Origin of the sequence: Staphylococcus sp. AntiMn-1, assembly GCF_001663395.1 — a bacterium.
GTDB lineage: Bacteria > Bacillota > Bacilli > Staphylococcales > Staphylococcaceae > Staphylococcus > Staphylococcus equorum.
This window is the reverse complement of record NZ_CP012968.1, coordinates 1,263,077-1,277,172: the sequence shown is the minus strand read 5'-3', so window position 1 is coordinate 1,277,172 and position 14,096 is coordinate 1,263,077. Positions and strand designations below refer to the sequence as shown.

Genomic DNA, 14,096 nt, shown 5'->3' with positions numbered 1-14,096 from the left:
AGCGTTAGAAACATTCATCATAATTTCATGTGGAGGTGTGATAGCAATGAATGAAGAGAAAAAGGCTCAATTTTTAAATGTTTATAAAAAATATAAAAGTTTAACGCATTACATAGAACAAAAATATAAATTGACAATAAATGATGTAGCAGTTTTAGAATTGGTTCAACAAAATTGTAGTGAAAAATATATGTTGATGCAGCCATTTTTAAAAATAGCTACTGCGGAATTGGATTTGAGTAGAACCAAAGTGCTTGCTTCAATTCGTCGTTTGATTGATCAAGATAGAGTGAGTAAGCTACGTTCAACAGAAGATGAACGTAAAGTATATTTATTAATGAATGAAAAGAACGCTGCACATTACGAAGCATTATTAGATGAAATTGAATCATATACTGAATAAAATATATAGTTTCAAGTAAAGAAATGTCCCTTGTTGATTCATATTTTAAGATGATTTAAAAGACTAGTGGTACACATGAAATTCAATTGTGTATGGCTAGTCTTTTTATTATGTAATATATAAGGTGCGATTATTTGTCATTTATATACGTAGTTCTATGTAATAGAGCGAAATTATTGTATAATATATCATGTTAATAAAAATATTTTTCGAGAAAGTGTGATGAAAGTATGGGACGTAAGTGGAATAATATTAAAGAGAAAAAAGCGCAAAAGGACAAAAATACAAGTCGAATTTATGCTAAATTCGGTAAAGAAATTTATGTAGCGGCTAAATCAGGTGAACCAGATCCGGAATCAAACCAAGCGCTAAGATTAACTTTAGAAAGAGCTAAGACTTATTCTGTACCGAATCATATTATTGATCGAGCGATAGAAAAAGCTAAAGGAGCAAGTGAAGAAAACTACGATGAATTAAGATATGAAGGTTTTGGACCAAATGGTTCAATGATTATCGTAGACGCATTAACAGAAAATGTGAATAGAACTGCTTCTGATGTACGTGCAGCTTTTGGTAAAAATGGCGGTAATATGGGAGTTTCAGGCTCAGTTGCGTATATGTTTGATCATACGGCTGTGTTTGGTATTGAAGGCAAATCAGCAGACGATACGTTAGAAGCGTTGATGGAAAAAGATATCGATGTGAGAGATATCGTTGAAGAAAATGGGTTAACTATTATTTACGCTGAACCAGATCAGTTTGCTCAAGTTCAAGATGCTCTACGTGAAACAGGTGTCGAAGAATTTAAGGTTGCTGAATTTGAGATGTTGCCACAATCAGATATAGAATTATCTGAAGAAGATCAAGAAGCTTTTGAAACACTAGTTGATGCTTTAGAAGATTTAGAAGACGTTCAAAACGTTTTCCATAATGTGGACTTGAAGTAATATGGGTAAAAATATCCAGTATTGGCTTAATCAACTAGATTTACAACCCCATCCAGAAGGGGGCTATTATAAAGAGATTATCAAAGCTAAATCAAATAATCTAAATGAAAGACCAGTATATTCAAGTATTTATTTCTTGTTAACACATGACAATATATCGCATTTTCATCGTATCGATGCAGATGAAATATGGTATTACCACGCTGGAGATTCTTTAACAGTGCATATGATTCATTCAGATGGACGTTATCAAAGTGTGTCAATAGGCAAAGACCTTGAAGCGGGTGATGTTTTACAATATGTAGTTCCAAAAGAAACGATTTTTGCTTCTTCAATTGAAGGTGAAAATGGTTATGCACTTGTAGGCTGTATGTGCCAACCTGCATTTGAATTTGAACATTTTGAACTATTGAGTAAAGAATGGTTGAATAATCAATTTCCAAGTTTAAAAGATATACATGAACGCTATGCTTTATCCGAAAGTGATATAGCTGGAAATTAATTGTTCTTTAATTTAAAAATTTAGATATTAATGAAGGCCTATCAGATTTTAAGTCTGATAGGCCTCTCAATTTTAATATTAATACTTCTTACGAGTTAGTATAGTATGTTTATTTTGCTGTTCCAAAGACTTCGTTTGCAATTTCTACAACGTAAGCTAGTTTTTTCCATTGCTCATCTTCAGTCAGTTTATTGCCTTCTTCTGTTGAAGCAAAGCCACATTGTGGACTTAAACAAATTTGATCTAAATCAACATATTGTTGTGCTTCTTTAACACGTGCAAGTATGGCAGATTTATCTTCTAAGTCACCTGTTTTTGAAGTGAAAAGACCTAATACAGCTGCTGAATTTTCTTTAGGGAAAAAGCGTAATGGCTCAAAATCACCTGAACGATCATCGTCATATTCTAGGAAAAAGCCACCTAAATTTTCTTTGAATAAATAAGGTGCGACTGGCTCATAGCCACCTGAAATTGCCCAAGTTGATTGATAATTACCACGACAAATATGTGTAGTAATGAGTAGATCTTCTGGTAAATCTTGGACTGCTTCATTTACAACACGATATGCAAGCTGACGTGCTGCTTCTTTGTCTGCTTCAGTACGGTCACGGCCACGTGTTTTCTGAGAACCAGAAGTTAGGTTAGCCCAATAAACATCATCTAATTGAATGTAACGTGCGCCTAATTCATAAAATTTGAGCAAACTTTCACGATATGCCTGAGCAACATCATGTGCATAATCCTCGATATCAGGATAGATGTCTTCATTTAAGATATTTGGATGGAACAGTTGGTTTGGACTTGGGATAGATACTTTTGCTGTTGCACGTCCATTAACCTTGTCATATAAAAATTTGAAGTGTTCAAAATGTGGATGATTTGGGTTAAAAGCGACTTTACTCTCAACTTTAACATTATGATTTCTAGTTTCAACGCCTTCAAATGCTAAACCACGCTCAGAAGTATAGCCATTGACACCGTCTAAATTTTCCAAGAAATCGAAATGCCACCAGCTTCTGCGGAATTCACCATCAGTGATGCTATGTAAACCTACTTCTAGTTGTTTCTCTATGATGTGCTCAATTTCTTCGTCCTCGATATCTCGTAATGCTTGTGCATCGATGACTTCATTTTGATAATCTTTACGTGCATCTTTTAGGCGTTGTGGTCTTAATAAACTACCAACATGATCCGCTCTAAAAGGTCTTTGAATGACTGCCATGTTACTATCTCCTTTATTTATAGAATTTTCAGAAAAATATAGATAAAATCTATCAAACTTTATTATAATTGTCAATTTCGCTTTTACACTATGAAATATAGTACAATAATAATAATTAAATTCGTGATACAAAATTGGAAGACGTTCAGTATAATCCATAAGATGACATAAAGTAAACAGTTTTATATAATAATGACAAGGAGTTGGTGACAGTGAAAGTAAAATATATTGATAAGCGTCACTGGCGTCGTATCATTGACAAAGAGTATACAGAAGTCAAAGTAAACAACAACAAGTTCAAGGGTATTATTGGTTTGGTGACGATGAAAAAAGTACGTGAACCATTAGAGGTGACAGTGGTGGGCCAAAATATTATTGTTGCGGATGATAACTATCAATGGCTACAAATCTTGCCCGAAAAAAAACGATATAGTATTACAGTGATGCTAGATGACAAGGGCAACCCATTAGAATATTACTTTGATATAAATATTAAGAATGTTACACAAAAAGGAAACGCACGTACAATAGATTTATGTTTAGATGTACTTGTATTGCCAAATGGGGAATATGAACTTGTAGATGAAGACGATTTACAACGTGCTTTAGATCAAGGACAAATTACTAAAAAGCAGTTTCACGAAGCATATATTATTGCGCATCAATTAATGATAAAAATTGAGGCTGATTTTTCAACGATGAAAGATAAAATCATGTATTGTTATTACAAGATTAAACAAAAATCAAAAAATCAACACCACCCATTACATGGTAAAGCCAAATATAATGAGCAAAAGCATAAACATAAACCATACAAAGCTAAACAACACGATCATAAACATCCAAATAAGCATATTAAAAGTGAAAACCACAATCAACAAAGTAGCAATCACAACCAAAATCATTCAACACATCGCGACTCAGAACCAGAACTTTAAGATTATTTGTACAAATTTAATTGAATGATACATGTATTGTGAATCATGTTATAGTGACACTGCTAGATGATAAATGTTAAAAACGTATAATTTGAAATTTGAAATTATATTATGAAATGTTAAGTGAACATGAATAATAACCAATCAATGAAATGATTAAAAGTGCTTTTAAAATATAGGGGGATAATATGAAGATTGACGATTATCGCTTGTTAACCACTTTAGATGAAACAAGAACACTAAGGAAAGCAGCAGAAATATTATATATATCACAACCTGCAGTAACACAACGTTTAAAATCAATTGAAAATACTTTTGGTGTAAATGTTTTTATACGTACTAAGAAACAATTGATTACTACAACAGAAGGTTCGATGATTATAGAGCATGCTAGAGATATGCTGAACAAAGAGCGTTTATTTTTAGATAAAATGCAAGCGCACATTGGTGAAGTCAACGGTACGATTTCAATCGGTTGTTCTTCATTAATCGGACAGACTTTATTACCGCAAGTATTAAACTTATTTACACGCCAATTTCCTAATGTAGAGATTCAAGTTCAAGTAGGTTCGAGTGAACAAATTAAAGCAAACCATAGAGATTACCATGTGATGATTATACGTGGTAATAAAATTATGAACTTAAGTAATACACATTTATTTAATGACGATCATTATTTTATTAATCCTAAAAATCGTTACGATGATGTTGATAAAATGCCATTTATTGAATTTCAAGCAGATCCAATTTATATTAATCAAATTAAAGAATGGTATGGGAGTCAAATAGGACAGGATTATCATGCTATGATTACTGTTGATCAAGTGGCCACGTGTAAAGAGATGCTGTTAAATGGTGTCGGTGTAACAATTTTGCCTGAGATCATGATGAAGCATTTAGACCGTGACCAGTTTGAATTTAGACGCGTAAATATAGATGAAAAACCATTGATTCGTTCCACATTTTTAAGTTACGATTCTAGCATGTTACAATTGCCTCAAGTAGAATCATTTATCAATTTAATGATGGAATATGTTGAATAACATCAATAGTAGCTAATACATAATCATTTATACATTGCCTATTTAAGTGATATACGAGAATTGACACCTAATTTAGTAGAATAGAGGTTTGTTATATGTTTAGTGCTTTATTACATATTAAGAATTACAAACTATTTGTAGTCAATATGATGCTTTTAGGTATGGGAATTTCAATCACTGTACCTTATCTTGTTTTATTTGCGACCAATGATTTGGGTATGACTTCTACACAATATGGTCTGCTATTAGCATTAGCAGCAATCAGCCAATTTATAATGAACACAATTGTTGCACGCTTTTCTGATACACACAATATAAATAGGAAAGTCATAATCATTACAGCATTGTTAATGGGTGCTGTTAGTTTTTCTATTTACTTCTATATTCATGAAGTATGGATATTTATTGTTATGTATGCCGTTTTTCAAGGGTTTTTCGCGCCCGCAATGCCTCAAATGTATGCTTCAGCTAGAGAGTCTATCAATGTTTCGGCTTCAAGAGATAGAGCGAAGTTTGCTAATGCCGTATTGCGTTCCATGTTCTCATTTGGATTCTTATTTGGTCCGTTAATCGGCGCTTTATTATTAGGTGTTAATGGTTACGCAGGGTTATTTACTGGAACTGTTACCATTATTTTATTTACACTGATGTTACAGGTATTCTTTTTTAAAGATATCAAAACAAAACAAACCACAACTGATGTGAATCACATTGAGGCGAAAGCACCTAATATGTTACATGATAAGGCCTTATTCGTTCCATTTTTAGCCTTTATTTTATTACATATTGGTCAATGGATGTATACATTGAATATGCCGTTGTTCGTCACTAAATATTTGAATGAAGCTGAAGGGTATGTAGGTGGTTTAGCCAGTCTATGTGCCGGTTTAGAAGTTCCATTTATGGTCGTGTTAGGTATTTTATCTGCGAAACTCACGACACGTGTGCTACTGATGTTAGGTGGATTGTTTGGTGGCCTGTTTTACTTTAGTATTGGTGTGTTCGAAAATTTGGTGATGATGTTTGTCGGCCAAGTATTTTTAGCTATTTTCTTAGCGATATTACTTGGTTTAGGCATCAGTTATTTCCAAGATATTTTACCAGATTTTCCAGGATATGCATCTACACTTTTTGCTAACGCGATGGTGATAGGTCAGTTATGTGGGAACTTATTAGGTGGAATTATGAGTCACTGGGTAGGTTTGGGAAATGTATTCTTTGTATCAGCGACAGCTATATTTTTAGGTATGATATTAATATACTTTACAAAAGATCAAAAATTCACAGAAGAAAGTATGGAGTAGATAAAAATGACAGTAATTTTATGGATATTAATTATCGCATCATTTGTCTTAGCATTTGTAGGTTTAATTAAACCTATTATTCCATCAGTGCTTGTATTATGGGTAGGGTTTTTAATTTATCAATTCGCATTTCATAATGGCAATTTATCATGGATATTCTATATATCAATGATTTTATTCACCGTGTTTATTTTAGTAGCAGATTTTATCATGAATAAATATTTTGTAAATAAATTTGGTGGTTCTAAACTTAGCGAGTATGCGGCGCTCATTGGTGTAATCGTAGGTTGCTTTGTATTTCCACCATTTGGAATTATTATTATTCCATTTATCGCGGTATTAGTTGTTGAAATGATACAAGAACCCAACTTTTCAAAGGCTTTAAAAGCAAGTTTTGGGTCTATCGTAGCATTTTTAGCGAGTGCTGTTGCACAAGGGATTATCATGTTTATCATGGTAGTGTGGTTCTTTATCGATGCATTACTAATTAATTAAAATTAGCGAGTTAGCTATTGTCATAAGAAGGGTAATTGAGTGTTCTAAACACTGTTAACTTTTTTGACGATTGCTAACTTTTTTAATTTTCTTGGTAGTATTATGATGTAAAGCAATTTATTAAATGAATACAGCTAAATTAAATGTAAGCGAATTAATTTTAAAAATAGGAGAAAATCAAGCAACTCCCTTGTTTTTGGCAACTGTATTTTAGTATAATCACAAACATGTGAAAAAAATATGATTTCGGAAGGGAGTCAAAAATGAAATATCCAATTGCTATATGGATGCTTGCAATCGGTGCGTTTGCAATAGGTATGACAGAATTTGTAATTATGGGATTATTACCTAATATTGCACGGGATTTTGACGTAACTGTAAGTCAGGCAGGGCAACTGATAACTGGTTATGCATTAGGTGTTGCAATCGGCGGGCCTATCATAGTTATGTTGACGATTAAATGGAATAGAAAATATTTACTACTAGCTTTAATGGCTATTTTTATATTAGGGAATTTTGCTGCTTCATTTAGTATGAGTTATGGATTTATGATGACAAGTCGTATCATTACATCGTTGGCTCATGGTTCATTCTTTGGTATAGGTTCTATTTTAGCTGCGAATATGGTGCGGCCAGAGAAACGTGCAAGTGCGATGGCACTAATGTTTATGGGATTAAGTTTAAGTAATATTTTAGGTGTACCATTCGGGACATTAATTGGTCAAAACTTTGGCTGGCCGATGACGTTTATTATTATTTCTATTATAGGAACACTAGCACTTATAGGCATTATTATTTTTGTGCCTATGCAACGTGATACAGTAAAATCATCAATGAAAAAAGAACTACAAATTTTAAAAGAAAAACGTTTGTGGTTAACTTTAGCAGTGACATTATTTGGTTTCAGTAGTGTATTTGCATACTTCACTTATATTTCTACAGTATTGACTGATGTATCAAATGTACAAGAAAACTTGATTTCATATCTGTTAATTATTTTTGGGGTAGGTGTTTCATTAGGTAACGTCGTTGGTGGTAAACTTGCGGATTGGAATTTAAATAAAGCGTTACAAATTATTTTCTCAATCTTTATCGTTTACTTCTTACTATTATACTTTATACAAATGAATGGTTTCTTAATGGTAGCAGGCATATTCTTCTTTGGTTTAATCGGCTTTAGTATGAGTCCATCATTACAATTTAAAAGTACGATTATTTCTAAAGATGCACCTACGCTTGCAAGTACATTAAACCAATCTGCATTTAATTTAGGCAATGCGCTTGGTGCCTTTATTGGTGGCGTTGTCGTGACGAATTTACCGATAGCATCATTAAGTCTAATTGCGCCAATACTAACTGCAATCGGTCTGATATTCTTGTTTATTAGTATCGCTGTGGAAAGAAAAGAAGGCATGGCACCATAATAACAATGCATATGACGTGACAATACGTACAAGAGTCTAAGATATATTTTATCCAGACTCAAAAAAAGATCTCATCATTAGTATTTAAACTAGTGATGAGATCTTTTTGTTTTAAAATAATTCACTTTTGAAAGTGGGTGCTAGTTGGTACGCAAAATTAGTGATTGAAGATATAGCACTTTATTAATAGGTTAGAGACTGTACCAAATAGCCACTATTATTTAAACAACAAGATTATAAAGATGTATTTGTATCTTTATTTGTATAGTGATGATCAATAAATAAAGCGATGGGTATAACGATAAATGAGATTATAATAAAGGTCCAATTACTTATTAATATATAAGGCCCAAATGCTAAAAATGATTGAGGAATGAAAAATACATAAAATATTGCATATAATAGTAATAAAATGACGACATACGTTAATATCCATGTCCAATGTGATTTTGTAAAGCACTGCATTTGTACAGTTCGGAATATCATCCATATAAATAGAAAAATGATGAAAATTCCTACTAATACAACAAGAGGAAATGAATATAAATATAATCGCTTCGCACCAATGAAAAAGCCAATAAATCCTTTAAGGAAACAAAAAATACCAAATAACAAAAAGATGTGCTGAATTATGTATTTAAATATATTTAAAATTGTTTCATTTGGTAATTTTTTAAGTTCCTTTTTGGCATGTGACTTAGGATCATGTTCAAAGAAATCCATGGCGAGTATACCTTCTTTTTCAGCTTCCAATAATTGATTTAAAATGCGATTCAACATTTTTTCAGAATCGTGAGGATTAACACTTAAATCTGCTCGGACGTATGTCATGTAATTTTCGAATGCATCTCTATCTGTATTATTTAATCGCAAAGCTTTTACATTATTTTCTCGCATTAATTTGTCAGTAGATTTCATTTGAATTTCGCAGTCCTTTTTATAGAATGTAATGATAAGGCTTATTATGACGAATATAACAATATAAATCAACTTTACTTTTTAAAGGAGAAAATATGGAAAAACTTTCACTTAAACAAAAACAATATATTACTGAAATTGCAGACATACATGAAAGTGAACTTGCAAAACAAAATGAAGATTATAGTAAAAGCCGGTTATCTGTTGGATTACGTGAAGAAATGATAAATCATGTGCTGAAATATAATACAGATTTAGTATGGCTCGAAACACAGAAGGAAGAACTTATAGGTTTTATTTGGGCACGCTATTTGAAAGATTATAATAAAGTGATAATAGAAATGCTATATGTTAATGAAGCATTTCGTAAGCAAGGGATTGCTACGCGTTTTAAAAATGAAGTCGAAGCATGGGCAAGAGCAGTAGGCGCTCTAAAAATTGAAAGCACAGTGGACAGTCACAATGTTCAGATGCAACAATTAAATCGAAATATGGACTATCAAATAAGTAAAGTCATAATGACTAAAAATTTAAGGGTAAATAATGAAGATAATAGAGAAAAATGATAAAATTAATTTATTATAATTGCATTAAAAAGGAGTATATATATGAAAAAGTGTTTAGCACTCATATTAGCATCGACGATTGCATTAACCGCTTGTGGTAAAGATGATGAAAAGGCTTCTTTAGAAAAAGATATAGATAAGTTAGAGAAGAAGAATAAAGATTTGAAAAAAGAAAAAGAAAAATTGGAAAAAGAGCAAAATAAATTACAAGACCAGTCGAAAGATTTAGAGAAAGAAATCAACGCTGAAACATAAAACATACGATGTTATAGTGTTTGTTGTTACTATACCTAGGCATTTACCATAGTAATAAATAGTGTGTTTGATTCAAAATTGACGAACAAATTTCTCGAAAAATGAAATATTATTTGTATAACATATAGAAATCACATTTAATGCTATTTCAGATGATATTTCTTTATTTCCTAGGAAATCATTGTATTATGGTTTTAGTAATTGGTATAATGGGTATCATTAAACATAATAAAGATTAATATAAAACATACAAAATAATTTTTTAAAATATGAATTTTGGAATATAGGTCGATTATTATTCAGTGATTTTCACTTCATAGGGCAACTGTAAGAATGAAGTAGATTAATAAGTCGTCTATATAGAAAGAGAGGTAAGCATTATGCATGAACAAGATTTTAATTTATTAGAAGGTCGTTCAATTACTTTACCTGAACTAGGTAGAGAATTAGAAAATATTACAGGTAGAGAAATAAAAGATTCAACAGGTGAAATCAAACGCGTGATTGCGCATTTACCTAACTTTGAATCTGATACAGATACGTTTGTTGCTACTTATAAATTAAACCATAAAAATGATTTTATCGATGCAACATTTACTGCACCGAAAAGTGAACGTAATCGCTTAAAAGAAGTAGCTGTTAATCTTGAATTAATTAGCTATATTACAAGAGCATAAACAAATTATAAAAAACAGTATGGTAGCGCGATATGAAAAGATTCATAACGCGTTACTTTTGTATAGAAAATTATTTTTCCAGTATAGAGGTGTAACATATGACAGTTTATATTGAAACTGAACGTTTAAGGTTACGAGACTGGCAAGAGGAAGACTTATTATCATTCCAACAAATGAATGCGAATCAACAAGTTCGTAGATATTTTCCGAGCTTATTAAGTTATCAACGTTCAGAACACGATATGAATAAAATGAATGAAATGATATTAGATGATGGTATTGGTTTGTTTGCTGTAGAACTTAAAGAAACTAATGGGTGGTTAGGTTTTATAGGCCTGAATTATGTGACAGAAGAGAGCAAGTTCCCATTTGAAGAGTTACCATTTTATGAAATTGGTTGGCGACTCATTCCGGAAGTTTGGGGCAATGGCCTAGCTACTGAAGGTGCAGAAGCGGTACTGAAGTATGCGAAACAACAAGGTTTAAATGAGGTATATGCTTTTACTTCGGAAAGCAATGAGCCCTCACTCAAAGTCATGGAAAAACTAGGTATGGAAATTTATGATTATTTTGAACATCCAGAATTAAGCAAACATCATCCGCTTAATAGACATGTAAGATATTATAAAAATTTAGCTATGTTAGATGATGAAAGCTTAAAATCTAGTAGTTAAATGCGAAAATTTGTGAATACACATGGATTTAGTGTATAAATAATCTTCTTTAAAATAATAGATCTCATCATTAGTATTGAACCTAGTGATGAGATCTTAGTTTTTTTAAATTGAGGAATGAGGAATTGACATGTTACAGCCATTAGCTCATGGGTTCTTACTCGCATTGGGATTAATCTTACCATTGGGTGCGCAAAATGTATTTGTATTTAATCAAGGTGCCAACCATAAGAGTATATATAAAACGTTACCCGTCATTATTACAGCAGGTCTGTGTGATACATTTCTTATTGTGTTAGCAGTATTAGGCGTGTCGGTTATTTTACTCTCATTTCCCATGCTGCAAGTTTCTATCTATTGTATAGGTTTAGTTTTTTTAATATATATGGCTTGGTCGTTATGGAAAGCAAGGCCAGATAAATTGAAGCGTTATCGACCAATGACAGCGAAGAAGCAAGTTGGTTTTGCGATTTCTGTATCGCTACTGAATCCACATGCAATTATGGATACAATTGGTGTCATTGGAACGAGTGGGGCGATATATGATGGTACGGATAAAGTCTTGTTTACTATTTCAACTGTAGTTATATCATGGGTTTGGTTTTTCTTTTTAGCAATTTCTGGAAAAATGATAGGCAACATTGATAAAACAGGAAAATACATTATGATATTAAATAAAGTATCTGCTATTATAATTTTAATTGTTGCGGTTATGATTCTAAAACAATTAATAATGCTTTTACTGTAGTGTAATGAGTGTTCAAATTTTATAATTAGAAAGTGCATAATAACATAAGACGGGGAGTGGGGCGGAAATCAAATTTTGATTTCTGTCCCACTCCCCGTCTATTGAAGTTTAGGATTTATATCCCAACGTTTTGTTTTTTAATACGATATATTTAATCATAAGTTCTAATACCAAGTGGTTTATAATTGTTTATCGCTTCGAATAGTGATTCTTTCGTATTGCACAAAGGAGCGAGGTTTTTGTATTTAGAATCTATGAAACCTTCTTGAATCATGTGATCTAAAAGTGCTTGTAAGGGCTCGAAAAACCCATTGATATTGAACACGGCAATAGGTTTTTCGTGAATACCAATTTGGGACCAACTATACATTTCAAAAAATTCTTCTAATGAACCTGCGCCACCTGGAGCCATTACAAAAGCATCAGCTAATTCAGCCATTTTATTTTTTCTTTCATGCATAGAATCTACTAATATCAACTCGCTTAATTTTCCACTTGTAATTTCTTTTTCATTTAACATATTTGGCATGATGCCTACAGCACGACCGCCATGATCTAATACGCCGTCTTGAATAGCGCCCATGATACCTACAGAACCAGCCCCAAATATTAATTCATAACCTTGTTCAGCCATATACTTACCCAACTGATAAGCTTCAGTAATATAGGTTTCATCGTTTCCATTACTGGCACCACAATACACTGCAATGCTTTTCATATTTATTCCTCCTTGCTCGACATCTGATTTGCAATGATAGACGAAAAGATAGCTTCAAATTCAGCTACATCTTGCTCAGTAAAAGCTGAGGGACCTTTTGTACGTCCGCCACTTCTTCTAAATTGAGCACTCGCATGACGTTGCTCTAATAATGTATCAATGTTTTGTTGCGTATAGATGTAACCTTTATGATGCATAACTATTTTCGTCTTGTTTAAAAGTAAGCTAGCTAAGCCATAGTCTTGTGTGATCACAATGTCACTAGGGCGTACCAGTTTTACAATTCTAAAATCAACAGCGTCTGGTCCATCGTCTACATAGATAATATTCACGTGGTCTGGTTGTACTACTGTAGAAAAATGACTGAAGCTGCGAACAACGGTAACAAAAATGCCTGTCCCCTCAGTCAATTCAATTACTGAATTGGTTACAGGACAAGCATCTCCATCAATAATGACTTGTGTCATTAGGGTTATTTACCATTTTCTTCTTTGTTTTGTTTAACAACACTTTTGGCCACGTAGTCTTTATATTTTTTGAATTCAGATAAGCGTGCTTTTTTGTTTTTCTCTTGCACTTTTTCTTCTTCTTTATGACGTTTGTCTATATTCTTTTGCAGTAATTTATCAAATTTGCTTACTTCTTTGCGATTTTCTTTTTCTAGCTTTTCGCCTTTTTTCTCTGTTTCATCATCAAGTTTACCTGGAGTTAAACCAACTTTTTCCATGTGTTTATTTGATTTTTTCATGTCTTTGATACGTTGTTTCTTATTATCTTGACGTGCTTTTTCTTCTTCTTTATGACGTTTGTCTATATTTTTTTGCAGAAGTTTGTTCATTTTATCTGCTTCTTTGCGATTTTCTTTTTCTAATTTTTCGCCTTTTTTCTCAATATAGGCTGGATCATGTTCTTTTGCGATACGTTTAAGTTCACGTTTTTGATCCATGTCATGTTTTTTATCTGCAACGTAGTCTTTTGCGTGAGAAGATTTTTCTACAACATTATCTTTAACACGTACAGATTTATCTGCAACTGCTTTAGAAGCACTAACTGTTGCGTCACTTGCTTTTTTCACATCAGGATGATCCTTAATACGTTTGCGTTCAACGATTAGCGGTACTAAAAACACAGGTGCTACTGTGATGATTGTTTTGATTAATTGCTTTTTGTCCATACTCGTTGCCTCCATTTAATTTTATACTATCTACATATTACCCTATAATACACGAAAATAAACGCTAAATACAGTCTATACAGAAAGT

18 protein-coding genes are annotated in these 14,096 nt (G+C 32.4%); 13 read left to right on the top strand and 5 right to left on the bottom strand.

Going from position 1 to position 14,096, the window contains the following annotated elements; translation table 11 throughout:
- The first annotated feature begins 46 nt into the window (after positions 1–46).
- The 3 genes from AOB58_RS06290 (at position 47) to AOB58_RS06280 (ending at position 1,852) form a co-directional block, all read left to right on the top strand.
- Positions 47–403: a transcriptional regulator, SarA/Rot family gene (locus tag AOB58_RS06290; RefSeq protein ID WP_021339392.1), complete on the top strand. Its 357-nt coding sequence runs from the start codon at positions 47–49 to the stop codon at positions 401–403.
- Positions 404–633: 230 nt separating this feature from the next.
- A complete protein-coding gene (locus AOB58_RS06285; protein WP_002508365.1) occupies positions 634–1,350 on the top strand; it encodes a YebC/PmpR family DNA-binding transcriptional regulator in 717 nt (238 codons plus the stop codon).
- Position 1,351: 1 nt separating this feature from the next.
- Positions 1,352–1,852 (top strand): cupin domain-containing protein, encoded by a 501-nt coding sequence (locus AOB58_RS06280; RefSeq protein ID WP_064783116.1) that lies wholly within the window; start codon positions 1,352–1,354, stop codon positions 1,850–1,852.
- Between the two features lie 109 nt (positions 1,853–1,961).
- Here the strand turns inward: AOB58_RS06280 and AOB58_RS06275 are convergent, their stop codons facing one another.
- On the bottom strand, positions 1,962–3,074 hold the full coding sequence (locus AOB58_RS06275) for a 5-methyltetrahydropteroyltriglutamate--homocysteine S-methyltransferase (RefSeq protein WP_064783115.1): 1,113 nt from the start codon (positions 3,072–3,074) through the stop codon (positions 1,962–1,964).
- Between the two features lie 212 nt (positions 3,075–3,286).
- Here AOB58_RS06275 and AOB58_RS06270 point away from each other — a divergent pair, with 212 nt between their 5' ends.
- From AOB58_RS06270 to AOB58_RS06250, 5 genes are all read left to right on the top strand, one after another.
- Positions 3,287–4,012: a ribonuclease FAU-1 family protein gene (locus tag AOB58_RS06270; protein ID WP_064783114.1), complete on the top strand. Its 726-nt coding sequence runs from the start codon at positions 3,287–3,289 to the stop codon at positions 4,010–4,012.
- Between the two features lie 188 nt (positions 4,013–4,200).
- Positions 4,201–5,055, top strand: a complete 855-nt coding sequence (locus AOB58_RS06265) for a LysR family transcriptional regulator (protein WP_002508361.1) — start codon at positions 4,201–4,203, stop codon at positions 5,053–5,055.
- Between the two features lie 95 nt (positions 5,056–5,150).
- Entirely contained in the window at positions 5,151–6,359 is a 1,209-nt protein-coding gene (locus AOB58_RS06260; protein WP_021339395.1) for a sugar efflux transporter, read from the top strand.
- Positions 6,360–6,365: 6 nt separating this feature from the next.
- Positions 6,366–6,854, top strand: a complete 489-nt coding sequence (locus AOB58_RS06255; protein WP_064783113.1) for a DUF456 domain-containing protein — start codon at positions 6,366–6,368, stop codon at positions 6,852–6,854.
- A 263-nt stretch (positions 6,855–7,117) separates the two neighbouring features.
- Entirely contained in the window at positions 7,118–8,278 is a 1,161-nt protein-coding gene (locus AOB58_RS06250) for an MFS transporter (RefSeq protein ID WP_064783112.1), read from the top strand.
- Positions 8,279–8,512: 234 nt separating this feature from the next.
- Here the strand turns inward: AOB58_RS06250 and AOB58_RS06245 are convergent, their stop codons facing one another.
- Positions 8,513–9,196 carry a DUF1129 family protein gene (locus AOB58_RS06245; protein WP_002508357.1) on the bottom strand — a complete coding sequence of 228 codons (684 nt, stop codon included), beginning with the start codon at positions 9,194–9,196 and terminating at the stop codon, positions 8,513–8,515.
- Positions 9,197–9,291: 95 nt separating this feature from the next.
- On the opposite strand from AOB58_RS06245, the gene AOB58_RS06240 reads away from it, so the two are divergent.
- From AOB58_RS06240 to AOB58_RS06220, 5 genes are all read left to right on the top strand, one after another.
- Positions 9,292–9,762 (top strand): GNAT family N-acetyltransferase, encoded by a 471-nt coding sequence (locus AOB58_RS06240; protein ID WP_064783111.1) that lies wholly within the window; start codon positions 9,292–9,294, stop codon positions 9,760–9,762.
- A 42-nt stretch (positions 9,763–9,804) separates the two neighbouring features.
- Entirely contained in the window at positions 9,805–10,017 is a 213-nt protein-coding gene (locus AOB58_RS06235) for an SA0632 family lipoprotein (RefSeq protein ID WP_064783110.1), read from the top strand.
- Positions 10,018–10,397: 380 nt separating this feature from the next.
- Positions 10,398–10,694 carry a hypothetical protein gene (locus tag AOB58_RS06230; protein ID WP_002508354.1) on the top strand — a complete coding sequence of 99 codons (297 nt, stop codon included), beginning with the start codon at positions 10,398–10,400 and terminating at the stop codon, positions 10,692–10,694.
- Positions 10,695–10,792: 98 nt separating this feature from the next.
- On the top strand, positions 10,793–11,368 hold the full coding sequence (locus tag AOB58_RS06225) for a GNAT family N-acetyltransferase (protein WP_002508353.1): 576 nt from the start codon (positions 10,793–10,795) through the stop codon (positions 11,366–11,368).
- Positions 11,369–11,498: 130 nt separating this feature from the next.
- A complete protein-coding gene (locus tag AOB58_RS06220) occupies positions 11,499–12,116 on the top strand; it encodes a LysE/ArgO family amino acid transporter (RefSeq protein WP_002508351.1) in 618 nt (205 codons plus the stop codon).
- Positions 12,117–12,267: 151 nt separating this feature from the next.
- Here the strand turns inward: AOB58_RS06220 and AOB58_RS06215 are convergent, their stop codons facing one another.
- From AOB58_RS06215 to AOB58_RS06205, 3 genes are read right to left on the bottom strand one after another with little or no spacing between them, the layout of a single operon-like run.
- Complete coding sequence (locus tag AOB58_RS06215; RefSeq protein WP_064783109.1) at positions 12,268–12,834, bottom strand: LOG family protein; 567 nt, start codon at positions 12,832–12,834, stop codon at positions 12,268–12,270.
- A gap of 2 nt (positions 12,835–12,836) precedes the next feature.
- A complete protein-coding gene (locus AOB58_RS06210) occupies positions 12,837–13,301 on the bottom strand; it encodes a YaiI/YqxD family protein (RefSeq protein ID WP_064783108.1) in 465 nt (154 codons plus the stop codon).
- A gap of 5 nt (positions 13,302–13,306) precedes the next feature.
- Positions 13,307–14,008, bottom strand: coding sequence for a hypothetical protein (locus tag AOB58_RS06205; RefSeq protein WP_064783107.1), 702 nt, complete (start codon positions 14,006–14,008; stop codon positions 13,307–13,309).
- Positions 14,009–14,096 lie beyond the last annotated feature (88 nt).